A 16,539-nucleotide genomic window follows, 5' to 3' on the forward strand; every position below is an offset into this window, starting at 1 on the left:
TTAGCCATGAAGATTCAAATTAAAACCATACAAGTCCCGGCCTATTGGGTCGCCCTCATCCTGGCCCTCGTAGCCCTCGGCTTCTGGTGGCTCGGCGCTCGGATGGCGCCCTCGACCACTGGCGGAGCCACAGCGGGGGCCGCAAGCACCACAAGCACTCCTATGGAGGACCCGGGAACCTGGTCCATGGCACAGGGCGAGGACGCCACGCGCCGACATCTGCGCGAGGGCTTGAAGGCAGGTGATATAGACCCCCAGACCGGGCGCACCATTCTTTTTTACGTGGACCCCATGGTGCCCGGCAAGAACTTTGACGCACCGAGCAAGTCACCTTTCATGGACATGATGCTGGTGCCGCGCTACGCCGGCGCCAGTGATGCCGATGCCGGGTCAGTCAGCGTCAGTCCGCGCGTCCAGCAAAACCTCGGTTTGCGTACGTCTACGGTGATGGAAGGTGTTCTGTCGTCCGGCATCTCAGCAGTCGGCAACATCGCCTGGAATGAGCGGCTGCAGACAACGCTGAGCAGTCGCGCTATGGGCTATGTGGAGAAGTTGTATGTACGTGCCCCCCTGGATACCGTGGCAAAGGACCAACCACTGCTGGACATCTACGTACCGGACTGGGTGGCCGCGCAGGAAGACTACCTGGCCATCACCCGGATGCAAGGTCCTGATCTGGATGTCCTGCGCCAGTCCGCTCTGCAACGCATGCGCCAGGTCGGCATGTCCGAAGCGCAGATACGCCAGGTGACGGATAGTGCATCCCTGCAAGCTCGCTTGACCCTGCGCGCGCCCCAGGCCGGCGTGCTGACCGAACTCATGGTGCGTGAAGGAGGCACCGTCATGCCGGGCATGCTGCTGCTGCGCCTGCAAGGGACCCAGACCGTCTGGGCCGAGGCCGAGGTGCCGGAAAGCCAGATCGCCGAGCTCAGGCCGGGGATGGCCGTGCGTGCCAGCAGTCCGGCGTTTCCGGATGCGACCTTCGAAGGCCGGGTGCAGGCCCTGCTGCCTCAGGTGGATGCCAGCACACGGACCCTCAAAGCCAGATTGGAGCTGCGCAACCCGGGCACAAAACTCATGCCCGGCATGCTGGTTCAGATGCAGTTCGCCGGAGCCGCGCGCAAAGCCACTTTGCTTGTTCCCAGCGATGCCGTGATCCGTACCGGACAGCGCAATATGGTGATGCTGGCCGAGGAGAACGGGTATTACCGGCCCATCGAGGTGAAAACCGGTCGCGAAGCCAACGGGAAGATCGAGATTCTGGCTGGCCTGGACCTGGGGCAGAACGTCGTGGTGTCCGGTCAGTTCCTGATCGATTCCGAGGCCAGCCTGCGCGGTCTGGTGGAGCGGTTCAACCAGGGCCCAGCGCAGGCGGCCCAAGCCGCAACACAGGCCTACGCGACCGACGCTGTGATCGAGAAAATTGAGGGCGAGGCTGTGACCCTGACGCACCCACCGGTTCCAGCGTTGAAGTGGCCCGGTATGACGATGGACTTCCGCTTGCCGCCGGCTGAACAGCGCCCGGCCAAGCTGGCGGCCGGCGAGAAGGTCAGGATCGAGTTCAGGATGCAGGACGGCGACATGCCGCTGATCACTCGGCTTGAACGCCTGAGCAGCGGAGGTGGCCAATGATCTCCCGCCTGATCCACTGGAGCATCGCCAACCGCATCCTGGTGCTGATCGCGACGCTCATCATCAGCGCCTGGGGGGTGTTGACACTGCTGCGCACGCCGCTGGACGCCCTGCCCGATCTCTCGGACACCCAGGTCATCATTCGCACCACCTGGCCTGGGCAGGCGCCGCAGATCGTCGAGAACCAGATCACCTATCCGCTCACGACCACCATGCTCTCGGTGCCCGGGACCAAGGCGGTGCGCGGGTTTTCCTTGTTCGGCGACAGCTTCGTCTACGTCCTCTTCGATGACAACGTGGACCTCTACTGGGCCCGCTCGCGGGTGCTGGAATACCTTAATCAGGTGCAGTCGCGCCTGCCGGCCACGGCCCGCTCCTCCATCGGGCCGGATGCCAGCGGTGTGGGCTGGATCTATCAGTACGCGCTGATCGACCGCAGAGGCCAGCAGGACATTGCCCAGCTGCGAGCCCTGCAGGACTGGTTCCTGCGCTTCGAGCTCAAGACCGTGGCCGATGTGGCCGAGGTCGCCAGCATCGGGGGCATGGTCAAGCAGTACCAGATCGTGCTGGACCCCGACAAGCTGGCGGCTTACCGCATCAGCCAGGACATGGTCAGCGCGGCCGTGGGACGTGCCAACCAGGAAACCGGCGGTTCCGTGATCGAGCTGGGCGAGGCGGAATACGCGGTCCGGGCCAGTGGCTACCTTCAATCTCTGGACGACTTCCGGGCCATCCCCATCCGGACCACCGCGGCAGGCATCTCGGTGCGTCTGGGGGATGTGGCCAACGTGCAGATCGGCCCCGAGATGCGCCGGGGCATCGGGGAGCTTAATGGTGAAGGCGAAGCTGTCGGCGGCGTCATCGTCATGCGCACCGGGAAGAATGCCCTGGCCACCATCCAGGCCGTCAAGACCAAGCTGGCCGAACTGCAGCGCAGCCTGCCCACCGGCGTGGAGATCGTACCGGTGTACGACCGCTCGGGCCTGATCGCCCGCGCGGTGGACAACCTGCAGACCAAGTTGATCGAGGAGTTCATCGTCGTCGGCCTGGTCTGCCTGGTGTTCCTGTTCCACCTGCGCAGCGCACTGGTCGCGATCGTGACCCTGCCGCTGGGGGTGATGATGGCTTTCATCGTGATGCAGTACCAGGGCATCAACGCGAACATCATGTCCCTGGGGGGCATCGCCATCGCCATCGGCGCCATGGTGGATGCGGCGATTGTCATGATCGAGAACGCGCACAAGCATCTCGAACGGTGGGAGCATGACAACCCTGAACTCGCGCTCTCTGGAGAACGCCGCTGGCAGCTCATAGCTGAAGCTGCAGCGGAAGTTGGGCCTGCACTTTTCTTCTCCTTGCTGGTGATCACCTTGAGCTTCATCCCGGTCTTCGCACTGGAGGCCCAGGAAGGACGGCTGTTCTCGCCGCTGGCTTACACCAAGACCTATGCCATGGCCGCCTCGGCCGGGTTGGCGGTGACCCTCATTCCCGTCCTCATGGGCTATCTGATCCGCGGCCGGATCCCCAGCGAGACTCAGAACCCGATCAACCGGGTTCTGATCGCGATTTACCGACCGATGTTGGATGTTGTGCTGCGCTGGCCCAGGCTCACCTTGGCCTGCTCGGTGATTATGCTGGTACTCAGCCTCTGGCCACTGCAACGGCTGGGCAGCGAGTTCCTGCCACCACTGGACGAAGGCGACCTGCTCTACATGCCGACCGCACTGCCCGGCCTCTCGGCCGCCAAAGCCTCGGAGCTGCTGCAGCAGACGGATCGGCTGATCAAGACTGTGCCGGAGGTGCTTAGCGTGTATGGCAAGGCAGGACGTGCCGATACCGCGACCGACCCTGCGCCGCTGGAGATGTTCGAGACCACGATCCAGTTCAAGCCGCGCGATCAATGGCGGCCTGGTATGACCTTGGACAAACTGGTGGACGAACTGGATCGTAGTGTTCGGGTACCAGGCCTGTCCAATATCTGGGTGCCGCCCATCCGCAACCGGATCGACATGCTGGCTACGGGTATCAAGAGCCCTGTGGGCGTCAAGGTGGCGGGCCCGGACTTGGCCACCATTGATGGTCTGACGCGTCAGATCGAGCAGGTCGTCAAGCCGGTACGGGGTGTCAGCAGCGCCTTGTCCGAGCGTCTCACAGGAGGCCGCTACATCGATGTAGATATCAACCGGCAAGCCGCCGCCCGCTATGGGCTGAACATCGCCGACGTTCAGGAAATCATGGAGGGAAGCCTGGGCGGCATGGAGATCGGCAAGACCGTCGAAGGCCTGCAGCGGTTCAGCATCAACCTGCGCTACCCCCGCGAGATGCGGGACTCCTTGCCCCGCCTGCGGGCCTTGCCTATCGTCACGCCAGCTGGGCAGCGACTGCTGCTGTCCGACGTGGCTGATATCCGCATCAGCGATGGACCACCCATGCTGCGCAGCGAGAACAGCCGGCTGGCTGGCTTTGTCTACGTTGACGTGCGTGGCCGCGATCTACGTGGGACCGTGCTCGATATGCAAAAGGCTGTCGCTGACCAGGTGCAGCTGCCCCCGGGCTACTCGGTGTCCTGGTCAGGCCAGTTCGAGTTCCTTGAGCGTGCCACGGCCAAGCTCAAGGTGGTGATTCCCTTCACCCTGCTCATCATCTTTGTGTTGCTCTACATCACCTTCCGCCACATCGGGGACGCCGTGCTGATCATGGGCACCCTGCCTTTCGCCTTGATCGGCGGCATCTGGCTGCTCTGGGCCTTGGGACACAACGTCTCCGTGGCCAGCGTGATTGGCTTCATCGCCCTGGCCGGAGTGGCAGCTGAGTTTGGCGTGATCATGCTGCTCTACCTGAGGCAGTCCTGGGAGACCCGCCTGGCGCAGGGACGCATGGATGAGGGGGCGCTGCTGGAGGCGATACGCGAAGGAGCGGTGCTACGCGTCCGCCCCAAGGCCATGACCGTAGCCACCATCGTGGCCGGCTTGCTGCCGATCTTCTGGGGTAGTGGGACGGGTAGTGAGGTGATGCAGAGGATTGCGGCGCCCATGGTGGGCGGGATGATCAGCGCGCCCTTGTTGTCGCTCTTCGTTGTCCCGGCTGTTTTTTATCTGATGAGAGGCCGGGACTGCCGCTTAATTAGCCCGTGATCCGAAGCTCACGTCAGGAACAGCGGTTGTCGCGCGATTGGAGTGACCTGTCCCTTTAAACTTTAGTCTCGCACTCTGAAGCCGCTACTAACCCGATTACTGTTCAATGACCGCTATCGATTGCAGTGGACATGGGCGCTACGAATCGACGTGACGGCAACCAGCCTGGAGCGGATACTAGGTATGGCAAGGCCAATAAACTAAGCCATGTTACATATAGTGTTCGCCAGTCGCTCACGAAGGATATGCGCTGCGCTGGAAATTCGAGGAACGTATGACAAAAAGAAACGATATTACGGAGCTACAGGCGAAGCCGGAAATGGTGCGCCTAATCTGGGCGCGGGACAAGACCTATCAAGCAGCCAAGCACACGCAGGGCTGGTTCGTCTTCTGGACTGCTGCGGTGCCGGTCCTCGGTGCACTAACAAGCGGCCTGTGGCCTGATTTGAAGCCCGCGCTCGCGCTGATTAGCCTGCTGTTACTCTTCCTCGATGTCGGCCTCATCGACCGCCTACAGAAGGAGCGTTTGAAGCGGGGCGCGAAGCTGCAGGAGGAGTTTGACACCAGGGCTTTTGGGCTGCCGTGGAACAAGTTCGTCGCAGGCGACAAGGTCCTCCCAGAAGACGTGACTGAGGCGGCTTCTGCGGCGATGCCGGCTAGGCGGCAGAAGGAAATCGAGACCTGGTACGAGGCCTCCGTCTCGCGTGTTCCCCTTGCCTACGGCAGGCTCGTTTGCCAGCGAACGAACATCTCGTACGACTCGCGGCTGCGTCGCCGTTATGGCAACGGGCTATTCAGCGTGACGCTGGTGCTCGCCATCATTGTTCTGGTCGCTGGAGTTCTGCTGGACCCCAAGTTCACCGACGCAATCTTGGGTTTGGCGATGGTCGCTCCCATACTGTCGTGGGCCTTGCGCGAGCACCGCAAGCAGCTCGACACCTGCAATTCGCTGCAGAACCTGCAGAGTGAGTTTAAAACGGTGTGGACCAAGGCCCTGGAAGGTGCCAGCGACGAGGAGCTAAAGGTCGACTCGCGCCAGCTTCAGGACGCCATTTATCAGCACCGAGCGAGCGCGCCGCTTGTTTTCGACTGGGTTTACTACCGGATGCGTTCGAAGAACGAGAGAGAGGCGCACGCAGCTGCGGAGGAGTTCGTCAAGCAAGCCGAGGAAGCTCTGAGTGCCAGGGGCGTGGCATGAAGTTGCTCGAACACTTCAAAACGTTCCTCGACGACCAGGTCGACCTGAATCAAACGCGGGGCGACCAGCTCGACTCCAGCGTTTCGGCGGTTCAGACTGCAATTAAGGACAGCGGCTGGAAGTCGTCCATCATCGAGTTCTCAGCTCATGGCTCCTGGGCACATGGCACCATCATCAAGCCGCTTCCGGACAAGGAGTTCGACGCCGACCTGCTCGTCATTGTCAAGCCAGTGGAGGGCTGGGAAGCGAAGGACTACGTCAACACCCTCTACTCCGCCCTGGAGCAGAACGCGACCTACAAGGACAAGCTGCGGCGCTATTCGCACTGCGTCACCATCGAGTACGCGGGGATTCGCCGAATCGATATTGCTCCCGTCGTGCGCGGCCGCTGGATTGCCGGATTGGACGAGGTCTGCAACCGAACAAGCAACGAGTTCGAGCGCAGCGCGCCCACTGAGTACACGAAGTGGGTGGTCCAGAAGAACGCCATCGCGGCCGGCAACGACCTGAAGAAGGTCACCAGGCTGCTGAAGTACCTGCGCGACATCAAGGGCAACTTCACCTGCCCGTCGTTCCTGCTGACTACCCTCCTGGGCTATCGGGTCCAAGAGTCGGACAAGTACGCGAACACGTTCCCGGACACCCCGACCACGCTCAAGTGCTTGCTCGGTCGGCTCGATGATTGGCTGCAGGCCAATCCGACCCTGCCGGAGGTACGCAACCCAGTGCTTCCCACAGAGGTGCAGAGTAAGGCGTGGGACGAGACCAAGTACTCGAACTTCCGCGAGAAGATAAATCTGTACCGTGGCTGGGTGGACGAGGCGTACGATGAGCAAGACCGGGACGAGTCAATCGGCAAGTGGCGGCGCGTCTTCGGTGACGATTTCGCGTCTGGCGAGACCAAGGAAGCCGCATCGCGGATTAGCGAATCGGCTGTCGTGACCAAGTCCACCAGCGCCGTTGCTCTGGCCGGCCAATACAAGGACTTAGTCGAGTGGGTCAAGCAAGCTGGCCTTCAGGTCATTCCTGCGAAGCTGCGTAAGCTCCCGCACATTGAGCGGCCTAAGTGGCGTCGGGCGCAGAACAGCTACACGGTCAAGGTTGCGGCCCAGCTCCTTAACGGCGAGTACGGCTCCAGCCTGGGACCGGTGTCCTCCGGGCAGCCGCTGCAGCCGAAGTACTGGATTCGCTTCACAGCTGCTAACAACATCGGCGCGCCGTTCCCGGACGATTATCGGGTCTGGTGGCGCGTCACGAACACTGACAAGGTCGCGACCGCGGCTGGCCAGTTGCGAGGCGAGTTCTACAAAAGCGACGCGAGTACGCCAGCAAGTCGTGTGGAGCACCTGGAGTACCGTGGCGTTCACTTCGTGGAGGCTTTCTTAGTTCGTAAGTCAGACGACCGGCTCTTGGGCCAGTCGGATCCGTTCTACGTAGTCATTGAATAAGCCGGCCAGATGGTTCCGATATGTCCGTCCTGAGTTATCTGGAGTCACTGGCTGGCGACGCATTGCATCTGCCAAGCGAGAAGAAGAAGGTCCAAGATGCCGTACTGAAGTTGCAGGAGCGACTTACCCGGCACTTTGGCAAGGAGCTCGAGCAGCACTTCAAGTTCGGATCCTCTGTTCGCGGAACCAACCTGCCTCAGCAATACGCTGAGGACATGGACATCGACTACTTGGTCGTGTTCCGCGAGCGCGGCTTGGCACCGAAGACTTTATTGCGAAAGTTGGTGGACTTTGCTCAGAAGCACTATCGCCAAAACGAGGTGTTCCAGTCGTCGCCCGCTGTAGTGGTCGCCATGAGCTCAGTGAGATTCGAACTCGTACCGGCAAGGCGAACCCTAACCGGCCTCTTCCACTCGCATGAAATCCCGAACGCGAGGGCAACCGATTGGGTCGGTACGAACCCTCGTGGCTTTGAGCGCGCTCTCATCGAGAGAAATAAGGAGTGCCACAGCCGACTGAAGGTGGCCATCCGCTTGGTGAAGATGTGGAACGCGGGAAACGGCTACGTATTCAGCAGCTTCCGGCTTGAAAATATAGCCATTGACCTCTCATACCCATGGGACAAGAACCTGAAAGACTACTTCTGTCGCCTGCTCTCGGAGTTGCCGGAATCTGAACTCGACGCGGCCTGGCGCGTGGAGCGGCTAGGCCGGGGCAAGAATCTGCTGGCCGACGCCCTCCGTCTGGAGGAAAGCGGGGAAGTCGCAAATGCCTACAAAGTGCTTGACCGACTATTTGGCAATGAATGATTCTCGCTGCGCATTGTCGCCTTGTCGGTCGCTGGGCAACCGTTGGTGAGCGACCGCGCTGTGCTCAGGGGTATTGGGTTCCTGCTGCAGATACCCAGAAGGTGATATGTGTCGATGATCCTGAGTGGTCGGGAGCGGTCACCTAGCTGCGCGGCCCAGAACGACCGCAATCAGCCTGTTCCCGTAATTCGCAGAATGCAGGGTTCCGTCGCCTTTAACGTACATTGACCATAACGGAGAGAACTACCGCTTCTGGTTGAACGCACGCTGCTAGATCGTCAACATCAGCAGGACTGATCAGAGTAGACCGGCATGGGGGATGTGCTTGGGCCAGCGCATATTGGAGCTCTTGGGTCCAACACGGTGTATGCGTGAGAATTGAGCATGGTTACCGAAATCCGCGTCGAACAGAAGTCGCAGACACCTCTGGAGGCTTTACGCGACCTAATCATGGCGTGGGCACGTGACAAGGATACCGGTGAACCCGTCTACATCATTGAGCTCGGCACTGACCGCCGCGGCTCCCACTCGCGCTGCATCTGCCCCAGCTGCCTCGCACCACTGACGGCCGTCAATGCAGCGAAGGCCGAATTCATCAAACGCCCGCATTTCCGACATCCATCAGGAACCGAAAAGCATTCCTGCTCGATCGTCGCCGCCCGATTCGCTCTGCTGAAGGAAGTCCAAGCGGATGGATGGATACAACTGCCCCAAGTACGACGCAAGGCATCCGCGAGAGGGCTGTCTGGCCAGACTTACGAAGCTTGGGTGTCCGCACCAGCGGAAAAGGTACGCATTACCCATGTCAATTTTCAGGACCATGCCCGTGCGTTGCTAACCCTCGAAGATGGGCGCAGTCTGCAGGTCCTGCTTACCGGAACAGCCGTGGTTTCGCCATCTGAGGAGATCGGCGCCTGTCTGACGCTCAATATAGACGACCCGGAAGCAGACTCGCTTTCACCCGAAGAGCTTCGAAAGCGCCTCGTACTCTTGCCGGACATGTTGTGCTGGCAGTCCCATTGGGCAGATGATGTTCTGAACACGCGGGCCCAAGACTCGCTCGAACGCCAGATGTTGGAGGCGATCGACGCACCGCCGCCTGACTTGGATCTGAGCAACATTCCGGCTGAGCTGCGCCGAGAGACGGTGCTGCACTACATGGCGAAGCAGATTCTGAAAGACGTTGGGGAAATCCGAGTCCCCGCCATCAGCCATGAAGTAACAAAACGAGCCTCGACCGGCGAGACCTTCACCAGATCATGGAGCAAGCCTGAAGCCACGCTCATCCTCAGCAACATCGAACTGGAATGCCGTCTTGGCCGAGTCGTGCCTGACATCGTGTGCGAAGCAAAGGATGGGTACGGAAACATCCTACCCCGGCTATGCATCGAAATCACCGTGACGAACCCTATCGACGAGGAACGCAAAGCGCGATTACTGAAGGAGGGCACCGCCACGCTGGAAGTCGATCTATCTAGAACGGGTGGCCGGCTGACACAGGTCGAGTTTCAAGAGATGCTGGTGCGCGAGGTCGACTTCAAGAACTGGATCTGTAATGTCGAGGCCTCGGCGGCATTTGATGAACTGCGGCGGCAGGTGGATGCCGACGTCCAGCAGCACCTGGGCGAGATCGCAAAAGCGCGGAAATGGCGCAGCGAAGTCCTTGCAATGGACGTGAAAGACATTGGCCGCCTGTACCTCGCTGCCATGACTAACTACCTGCAAGAACAGGATCTGCTGGACGGAGGCATGCCGAAGGCATCAAGAGAAGCGGTAGAGGCTGCACGGGTTGAGGTGATGCGACTGGCAGACATGATGGCGGTTCATGGGTACTTTGGCGGAACAGGCGCCTCCAAAGGAAGTGCGGTTAGTCTGCTGTCCAGATTTCTATCGCTCAAACATGATCGTGGTATTGGGTACCGGATGAGCACTGGTTTCGAAGTACTCAATGCCATCTGGCAATCTGGATCAGGCAATCGCAAAGATATCCCGATGTACCTCGCGGCGGCCCGCCTTTGGAAGATTACTCTTTCCGAGAAGCAGGCCGGCACCCTGAAATCCTGGCGCATCGAGGTCAAGCGGAGCATCGAAGCCGGAGAGGATACCTATCTACGCCAGCCAAGCAACGATAGCCTTTTGAGGCTGCTGTTCCCCGATCTACGAGACGCGTTAGCCGAAACCACGAAGAACGCCCTGGAAGACCGATTCCGTCTCAAGACGAATCAGCCAACCAGACGCGATGGCTACTTGAGCGGAGCCGAACTGGAACGCTGGCTCAGAGACCATCCTGAAAGTGCACCAATGTGGCAACACCTGAGAAAATAGCTGCCGTTTAGTAGTCCCGTCAAGCAGCTTGGTGCACTTCGGCAACCAGCGCCACCAAACGGCTAGCCATTGCCTCAGCCTGACTTGGCAACTGGGAAATCGCTGCTGTTTCCAGTCGGCATCCGTGGTAGGCAACGTTTACGAACTTCGCGACTTCTTCAGGGATGAAGTCGGCAGCATGGAGCAAGACTTCCCGTATTGACTCGTGATAGCTAGGCGCTTCCTCAAAGCGCGAATAGTAAGCCGCATAAACCGCTGGTGCTTCCTTCACGATGATCAAGTCCAAAACCACGTTTCTTTCCTCCGCGTTCGTTGTGTCGGCCAATGTAACCCACGCCGAATTGGGGTGGAGTACGTGCGATGGAGTCGAACACTGCAGAACATAGAGTGACCGCTATGCGGGTAGATTTTCACTAGTGGTCGATAGAAGAACCAAGCGCGGCCGTTAGTTAACTCGCCAGTTAAGCAGAAGCCTAGACCTCTGCCAAACGCGCTGCAGCGCCACGCTTGCCCAGCTTGCGCACTTCAGCGATGCCCTGCAGCTGGCTGGCCCGTGGTTTGGACTGCCCCTTCTCCCAGTGGTAGATGGTCTGCAGCGAAACACCGAGCAGTTTGCCCATATCGGCGGCTGACAGACCCAGCTTCTTGCGCAGGCTGGCAAAGCCATCGGCGCGAAAGCGAAGCTGGGAGGCTTCTTCCGACTTGTCGTTAGCGGAGGCGGCCGGCTTGCTCTTTCTTAGTTTGGCAATGAAGCGGTCCTGTTCGGCCAGTCGCCGCTTGAGGGCAGCGATGTCGCTACGGTACTGGGCCGAGGCCTTCTTCAGGGTCTCGGTTTCAGCGCGGATCTCTTTGCGTGCAATACGGGAAATCTCTGATTTCAGGAGGCTAGCGATATTGGCCATTTCGGTCTTTGTTGTTAGTAGAGACCACGCCATCTTACAAGTCAGTCAGATTCTCGGGTGGCCATTACATATAAGCCCCAGCCGCGATACCCTCAATCAGGGTCAGCGCCTTCTTCTGATCCACGTCAGAGCCAAGGTACTCGATCGGCTTGCGCCATCCGAACCAAAGACGTGGCTCACGGAGCCAGTCATTCATCCAGCGCCTGGCCTCCCGCCGTGCGTTGACGGTTTGGTACCCGTAGAGATGGAGCGCCAATGCATGGAGACGAAGCGCCCCCATAGCCCGCGCCTGGTGTTTCGGCGGTAAGGCTTCGCGCCGGTGAATCCTGCGCCACACGACATGCCTGCTCATGCCCAGCAGCTGAGCCATGCGAGTTGTCGACACCTCGAAGACTGGAGCCAGTTTCTGGATGATTTCTGCCGGCAGAACGATCGGGCTGTCTACCTCATCGAGAACGCTCGGGGATGGTGGGTTCAGCATCATGTCAATTCCTTTCAAATCTCGATCGCCAGGCTAGGCTGGAACAACTCATTCAGAAGGCTTCCCGAGGGTGTCGGGTAACCCCTGGGATTGCAGATCACCCGGGTCAGACCGAAGGTGTAATCCGAGTTGTCGTGAACGTGTCCATGAACCCACAGCTTCGAGCGTCCCACCAGCTGCGTCAGGTTGGATGCATAGGCCGGACTCAACTTGTCTCCCTGGTAATACTCCGGGATGGATTGCCCCAGCGGCGGGTGGTGGGTGACGACGACAGTCTTGTCCGGGTCTCCCATGGCAAGCTGTTGATCGAGCCACGCGGCGCTCTGCACGTGTCGACGCAAGGTGAGCTGCGGGATCAGCTTCACGGCTCTGAACTCCCGCCAGTCCTGGTTCTCGCCAGGCTTGCGATCCAGCTTGATCTGCCGGAAGTCCGTCATCAGGCTCAGCGCCTCTCTCATGCTCTCCCGGCGGCGCTCCTCGCCATAAAGACAGTAGTCGGTCCAGAGCGTGCACCCCAGGAACCGGACCCCGAGCAGCTCCACCGCCTCGTTCTCCAGGAAGTGGATGCCCAGCTGGGCCGACTTCTCTCGGATCTTGCGCAGGTTGCGGTTCCAGTAACGGCCGTAGAACTCGTGGTTGCCAGCTACCAGGACGATCTCCTTGTTCGGGAAGGCCTGGCGGGCCCACATCGGCGCCTGAACCCCCTCGTGGATGTCCCCGGCAAGCACGACCACATCCGCATCAGCGTCGATGCGCCGACCGTCGACCACGGGATCCATCGCCGAGATGTCGTTGTGCAGGTCACTCAGCACGAGCAGCTTCACCAATTTTTCTCTCCTACAAAGATCACCTCGCCCAGGCCGTTCTTGATGGAACAGACCCGTAGGCCGATGGCATCAAATCCCAGCTGCTCACGCTGCAGGGAATAGGCAGCCGTCCTATCATCGTGGTGGTGCCCGTGGAACATCCTCTGAGCCTGGAGTGACCTGGCAAGCATGTCCAACTCCGTGTGGCCATGGGGATGGCAGGATGGCGCTTCATGCGTGACCAGGATGTCGGCTCGCCGCTGACTCAGCCGGCCGACCTCCGCGGCATAGATCGCAGACAGATAGGTCGGCGACGGCCTTTGACCATCCCGGTACCGGAAGGTGCCTCCCCTCAAAGCCTCCTCACGGCTGCGGAACAGAGGCTCCGAAGGCGGCATCCAGACCCGTCCCACAAAGTGCCCGCCAAGCCCAGCCACCCGGATGCCCTCCATTTCCATCACCTGACCATGGATCGAGATGGCATCCCCTGAGTCGTGGAGCATTTCCCAATGCTCGTAAGAATCGGCGTCGTGATTGCCGGGAATGAAGGCGATATGGATCGCCGGATCCCAACGTTTGATGGGCTCCAGAAGTTGCCGAAACGGCTTGTGGCTGATGTCGATGTCACCGGCGAACACGATCCAGCTCGGTTGCACCTCGGCAGCCATCAGGCTCCTGGCCACGTACTTGAACTCACCGTGGACATCGCCCACGAACCAGATCCGGCGCAGAGCCTCGGCTTTCTGCTGGTCGAACTCGCCGACCTTCTGTTCGATGGTCATGTCACACCTCATCGTCTTTCTTGTGTTTGGCAAGGATGCGTTCAAGTTCCGCTACGGATTTCAGGCGCTGCTGCTCTCTGGCTGCCTTGTCCTTCTCATCGAGGAGGTTGTCCCAGAAGTCCGGTAAGCCGCTGGGCTGCTGACGTTGCGCCCGGTGCTCGGGACAGAGCACCAGGGAATAACCGACATCGACGTCCTGGCTTCCCTCCTTGCCGCAGACCAGGCAGACAAGCCGGGTTGCCATCTCTGCCTGCATGGCCAGCCGTCGGATCTCGGTATTGACCTGCTCGAAACTGCGATCCTGGTCGGTACGGATCCGCCGCTCGAAGGGCACCACCTGGCTCAGGACGCCACCGGGCATCTGGATGTCCAGGCGCAGGTCCGGCTTGCGGCCCTTGAACTGGAAGTAAAAGCGCGCCGAGCCGAACTTCTCCTTGACCTGGCTCCAGTGGAAGCCACGCTTGTCCTGGCCCAGGACCTGGTCCACATCCGCACACAGTTGGGTAAAGACCACCACCCAGCCCTTGGCCATGGCAATGCCCAGTTCCGGGTCCTGAAACTGGTAGGGGTAACGTGATTGCAGGTCTTTGAGCGACAGGGGTTCTTGGGTATTCATTTGGGCTCCTTTCAGGGTGAGATCAGTGCAACAAGCCGGCAGGCGGAACGTCTTCGCCGGCGAACTCGCTGGCGTCCCGACGCACCTGTTCCGGCAGATCGGCCAGGGCTATCTGGTGACGCCCATCCACCCGAGCCGCGGCATAGGCCCGCTTGAGCGCCTGGATCTGCTCCCGGGCGCTGAGATGGGCGATGTAGCGCACGAGCGGCAGGGCCGGCGGCTGAAAGCCGGGCAGGTTCATCTCCTGGTGCACTTCCTGGGCAACCACCTCGGCCATCTGAAGAGCCTGGGCGCCTGAGGGCTGCTCGATCCAGAACTCCTGGAACCGCGATCGCAAGGACTGCGGAATCCGCTCCAGCTCGTTGGCCGTGGCGATCCAGATCACCCGGCTGGCGTTGAACTCGAAGTCCACGCTGATGTCGCGCACGCGGTGCGAGGTCACCGGCTCCAACAGGGAGTGCAAGGAGGCCAGGGGGTCACCCTCGGGCCGCTTGCTTGCCTTGTCGATCTCGTCCAGCAGGATGACCGGGTTGGCGTACTCGCCCAGCACCACCAGCTCGAAGACGGAGCCGTAGGTGGTGTTGGCCCAGTTCTTGTCGGAGCCGAGCAAGGAGACGCCGGATTGGCCGTTGTCAAAAGGTAGGCGGCGCATGACTGTGCCGAGGGCCTGGGCCAACTCCTGGGAGAAGCGGGTCTTGCCGATGCCTGGGTCACCAGCCAGCAGGATGGGCGGGATGTGGAAGGCCTTGCCCGTCAGCTCAGCGAAGGCGTACTGATCCCTGACCAGGTCGAGCACGGGCGAGAAGTGCGGGAAGGCCTTGCGCAGGTGCTCGAACCCCTGCAGGTCAACGACCGGCTGGGCCAGAGCGCGCAAGTGTCCCCGGGCCTTGATCTGCTTGTAGAGCAGTTCATTGCGCTTGTGGATCTCCCGGTCAGGCGTACGGGACTTGAGGTCCTTGATGAGCTTGAGGGGTTCTAGCACCTCATGGACGACGACGAACTCTCCGGTCTCGGCTGACCTGGTGGATTCGACGGCCGCTTGCTCCAGATCCTTTGACTCACGGTCAGGGTCGAGCTCGTTGGCGCCCAGGGCTGAACGGGGCTTGAAAAACGCGGACGGGGACGACTCGTCGGCTGCCTTGCTCTGCCGGAGGTTTTGTTCTTCCTGGGCTTTGAGGGCTTCAGCAGCAAGCCGCTCCTCTGTCAGGGCCTGCAGCAGACGGTTAGGCAGGACGAGCGTGACGCAGCGGTAAGTGTCGTCTTCTTTGAAGGAGTAGTCGCCGTAGCCCGGAAGGGCTGCTTCGTCTTTCTTGGTGTTCTGTCTCATGTTGGGCTCCTGTGACTGGTGAGTCAGGAGCCCTGGCGTCTACGCGTGAATTGGGGTGTTTCGCGTGAGCCGGAACTCCTGGACGGAATTCGAGGTGGAGGTGGTGCAACTACCGGTCCATTTGTGATGAATGGACCGACGGGTGCTTACCGCTGCGCGAATTCGTGCGTCGTAGGAGAAGCGCATGGACATGGCCAGGACGGAGCGCTTGATGGAAGATGTCAGGGCACGCGCAGACACCCGGCCGGCATGCGGCTGGAGGAGTGACTGGTGTGCGGGGACGAACATTTGATTGCTCCAGTGGATGAGCCAAAGATTACCGGAGTAGCTGGGTTTACGCAAAAGTGGGTCGATCAATTCCGAGTAAAAAATTTCCGATATCGGTTAGTGATTTCGAGGCGGATGTGGTAGCCGACCCCTGCTTGCGACTGAAAATTCTCGGAAGGTTCATAGCAGGACCATCGCGGCAGTGAATTAACGGTATCGGTGACGCTCCGCTTTGCCTTCCAAGTCGTTGAGTGAAGTTGCGAGGCGGTAACTGATTCGCGACCAGCTGCTGAGATCAGACTGTTCTTTTGGCCCAGAAAAGACCTCAGCCCATAGAACTCCACGAGCGTGACCAGCACGATCAACAAAAATCTGAGTCTGACGCCGCCCCTTTCTGCTCAATGCGTAACGTGTCACACGGCGATCCGCTTTTGCTGGCGGTTGGACCTTGTGAACTAGGCCATCCGAGCACAGCTGTTTCAGCTGAGCCTGAACTCGGGCCGGAGATGCGCTTGCTAGCCGCGCCAGTTCCGTCAAGTTCAACCCTCCTGGCTTGTCAGGGTTCTCGAGATGCCAGCAGACCATTGCCTGCGTCAAATTCAGACCAGAAGCTTCAAGCGCATCCTTCAGAAGCGATGCGACGTAATCACCCATGCGGATGAAACCAAGTAAGTGGCCAAGATCCATTTTGGAAAACCGTAACCGTCATGTTGCGACTTGTCGCAACCCAGCAACAAGAAAAAGAAAACGAAGCTGTTTAAAAAACAAGCACCTTATTCAAATTTTTGAATAACTATTCTGCCACCCCGGTT

The 16,539-nt window shown here is 60.0% G+C and carries 14 protein-coding genes; 6 read left to right on the plus strand and 8 right to left on the minus strand.

Annotated elements, in window-relative coordinates:
* Positions 1 to 6 precede the first annotated feature (6 nt).
* From HTY51_RS16645 to HTY51_RS16670, 6 genes are all read left to right on the plus strand, one after another.
* Positions 7 to 1,632: an efflux RND transporter periplasmic adaptor subunit gene (locus HTY51_RS16645; protein ID WP_174253775.1), complete on the plus strand. Its 1,626-nt coding sequence runs from the start codon at positions 7 to 9 to the stop codon at positions 1,630 to 1,632.
* A complete protein-coding gene (locus HTY51_RS16650) occupies positions 1,629 to 4,766 on the plus strand; it encodes an efflux RND transporter permease subunit (protein WP_174253776.1) in 3,138 nt (1,045 codons plus the stop codon). The genes HTY51_RS16645 and HTY51_RS16650 overlap by 4 nt, the downstream gene beginning before the upstream one ends.
* A 274-nt stretch (positions 4,767 to 5,040) precedes the next feature.
* Complete coding sequence (locus HTY51_RS16655) at positions 5,041 to 5,964, plus strand: S-4TM family putative pore-forming effector (RefSeq protein ID WP_174253777.1); 924 nt, start codon at positions 5,041 to 5,043, stop codon at positions 5,962 to 5,964.
* The gene (locus HTY51_RS16660; RefSeq protein WP_174253778.1) at positions 5,961 to 7,412 is read left to right on the plus strand and encodes a cyclic GMP-AMP synthase DncV-like nucleotidyltransferase; all 1,452 of its coding nucleotides are present in this window, start codon (positions 5,961 to 5,963) and stop codon (positions 7,410 to 7,412) included. Before HTY51_RS16655 ends, HTY51_RS16660 begins: the two co-directional genes overlap by 4 nt.
* A gap of 20 nt (positions 7,413 to 7,432) precedes the next feature.
* Positions 7,433 to 8,221: a hypothetical protein gene (locus HTY51_RS16665; RefSeq protein WP_174253779.1), complete on the plus strand. Its 789-nt coding sequence runs from the start codon at positions 7,433 to 7,435 to the stop codon at positions 8,219 to 8,221.
* A gap of 384 nt (positions 8,222 to 8,605) precedes the next feature.
* Entirely contained in the window at positions 8,606 to 10,546 is a 1,941-nt protein-coding gene (locus HTY51_RS16670; RefSeq protein WP_174253780.1) for a hypothetical protein, read from the plus strand.
* 19 nt (positions 10,547 to 10,565) lie between these two features.
* Here the strand turns inward: HTY51_RS16670 and HTY51_RS16675 are convergent, their stop codons facing one another.
* The 8 genes from HTY51_RS16675 to HTY51_RS16710 all read right to left on the minus strand — a co-directional run bounded on the left by HTY51_RS16675 (position 10,566) and on the right by HTY51_RS16710 (position 16,381).
* The gene (locus HTY51_RS16675; RefSeq protein ID WP_174253781.1) at positions 10,566 to 10,832 is read right to left on the minus strand and encodes a hypothetical protein; all 267 of its coding nucleotides are present in this window, start codon (positions 10,830 to 10,832) and stop codon (positions 10,566 to 10,568) included.
* 187 nt (positions 10,833 to 11,019) lie between these two features.
* A complete protein-coding gene (locus HTY51_RS16680; RefSeq protein WP_174253782.1) occupies positions 11,020 to 11,448 on the minus strand; it encodes a DNA-binding transcriptional regulator in 429 nt (142 codons plus the stop codon).
* Positions 11,449 to 11,512: 64 nt separating this feature from the next.
* Positions 11,513 to 11,932: an antitoxin Xre/MbcA/ParS toxin-binding domain-containing protein gene (locus HTY51_RS16685; RefSeq protein WP_174253783.1), complete on the minus strand. Its 420-nt coding sequence runs from the start codon at positions 11,930 to 11,932 to the stop codon at positions 11,513 to 11,515.
* Positions 11,933 to 11,943: 11 nt separating this feature from the next.
* Positions 11,944 to 12,753, minus strand: coding sequence for a metallophosphoesterase (locus HTY51_RS16690; protein WP_174254321.1), 810 nt, complete (start codon positions 12,751 to 12,753; stop codon positions 11,944 to 11,946).
* The gene (locus HTY51_RS16695) at positions 12,750 to 13,517 is read right to left on the minus strand and encodes a metallophosphoesterase (RefSeq protein WP_174253784.1); all 768 of its coding nucleotides are present in this window, start codon (positions 13,515 to 13,517) and stop codon (positions 12,750 to 12,752) included. The genes HTY51_RS16690 and HTY51_RS16695 overlap by 4 nt, the downstream gene beginning before the upstream one ends.
* 1 nt (position 13,518) lies before the next feature.
* On the minus strand, positions 13,519 to 14,133 hold the full coding sequence (locus HTY51_RS16700; protein ID WP_174253785.1) for a hypothetical protein: 615 nt from the start codon (positions 14,131 to 14,133) through the stop codon (positions 13,519 to 13,521).
* Positions 14,134 to 14,155: 22 nt separating this feature from the next.
* Positions 14,156 to 15,460 (minus strand): AAA family ATPase, encoded by a 1,305-nt coding sequence (locus HTY51_RS16705; RefSeq protein ID WP_174253786.1) that lies wholly within the window; start codon positions 15,458 to 15,460, stop codon positions 14,156 to 14,158.
* A 474-nt stretch (positions 15,461 to 15,934) separates the two neighbouring features.
* The gene (locus HTY51_RS16710; protein ID WP_174253787.1) at positions 15,935 to 16,381 is read right to left on the minus strand and encodes a MarR family winged helix-turn-helix transcriptional regulator; all 447 of its coding nucleotides are present in this window, start codon (positions 16,379 to 16,381) and stop codon (positions 15,935 to 15,937) included.
* Positions 16,382 to 16,539 lie beyond the last annotated feature (158 nt).

It is taken from the genome of Rhodoferax sp. BAB1 (genome assembly GCF_013334205.1).
In the GTDB taxonomy this organism is placed as follows: domain Bacteria; phylum Pseudomonadota; class Gammaproteobacteria; order Burkholderiales; family Burkholderiaceae_C; genus Hylemonella.

What these genes read in the sequence shown, in the direction of transcription:
- HTY51_RS16655 (WP_174253777.1), top strand. Translation starts at nt 5,041, where the DNA reads ATGACAAAAAGAAACGATATTACGGAGCTACAGGCGAAGCCGGAAATG.
- HTY51_RS16705 (WP_174253786.1), bottom strand. Translation starts at nt 15,460, where the DNA reads ATGAGACAGAACACCAAGAAAGACGAAGCAGCCCTTCCGGGCTACGGC.
- HTY51_RS16670 (WP_174253780.1), top strand. Translation starts at nt 8,606, where the DNA reads ATGGTTACCGAAATCCGCGTCGAACAGAAGTCGCAGACACCTCTGGAG.
- HTY51_RS16660 (WP_174253778.1), top strand. Translation starts at nt 5,961, where the DNA reads ATGAAGTTGCTCGAACACTTCAAAACGTTCCTCGACGACCAGGTCGAC.
- HTY51_RS16700 (WP_174253785.1), bottom strand. Translation starts at nt 14,133, where the DNA reads ATGAATACCCAAGAACCCCTGTCGCTCAAAGACCTGCAATCACGTTAC.
- HTY51_RS16710 (WP_174253787.1), bottom strand. Translation starts at nt 16,381, where the DNA reads ATGGGTGATTACGTCGCATCGCTTCTGAAGGATGCGCTTGAAGCTTCT.
- HTY51_RS16695 (WP_174253784.1), bottom strand. Translation starts at nt 13,517, where the DNA reads ATGACCATCGAACAGAAGGTCGGCGAGTTCGACCAGCAGAAAGCCGAG.
- HTY51_RS16665 (WP_174253779.1), top strand. Translation starts at nt 7,433, where the DNA reads ATGTCCGTCCTGAGTTATCTGGAGTCACTGGCTGGCGACGCATTGCAT.
- HTY51_RS16680 (WP_174253782.1), bottom strand. Translation starts at nt 11,448, where the DNA reads ATGGCCAATATCGCTAGCCTCCTGAAATCAGAGATTTCCCGTATTGCA.
- HTY51_RS16645 (WP_174253775.1), top strand. Translation starts at nt 7, where the DNA reads ATGAAGATTCAAATTAAAACCATACAAGTCCCGGCCTATTGGGTCGCC.
- HTY51_RS16650 (WP_174253776.1), top strand. Translation starts at nt 1,629, where the DNA reads ATGATCTCCCGCCTGATCCACTGGAGCATCGCCAACCGCATCCTGGTG.
- HTY51_RS16685 (WP_174253783.1), bottom strand. Translation starts at nt 11,932, where the DNA reads ATGATGCTGAACCCACCATCCCCGAGCGTTCTCGATGAGGTAGACAGC.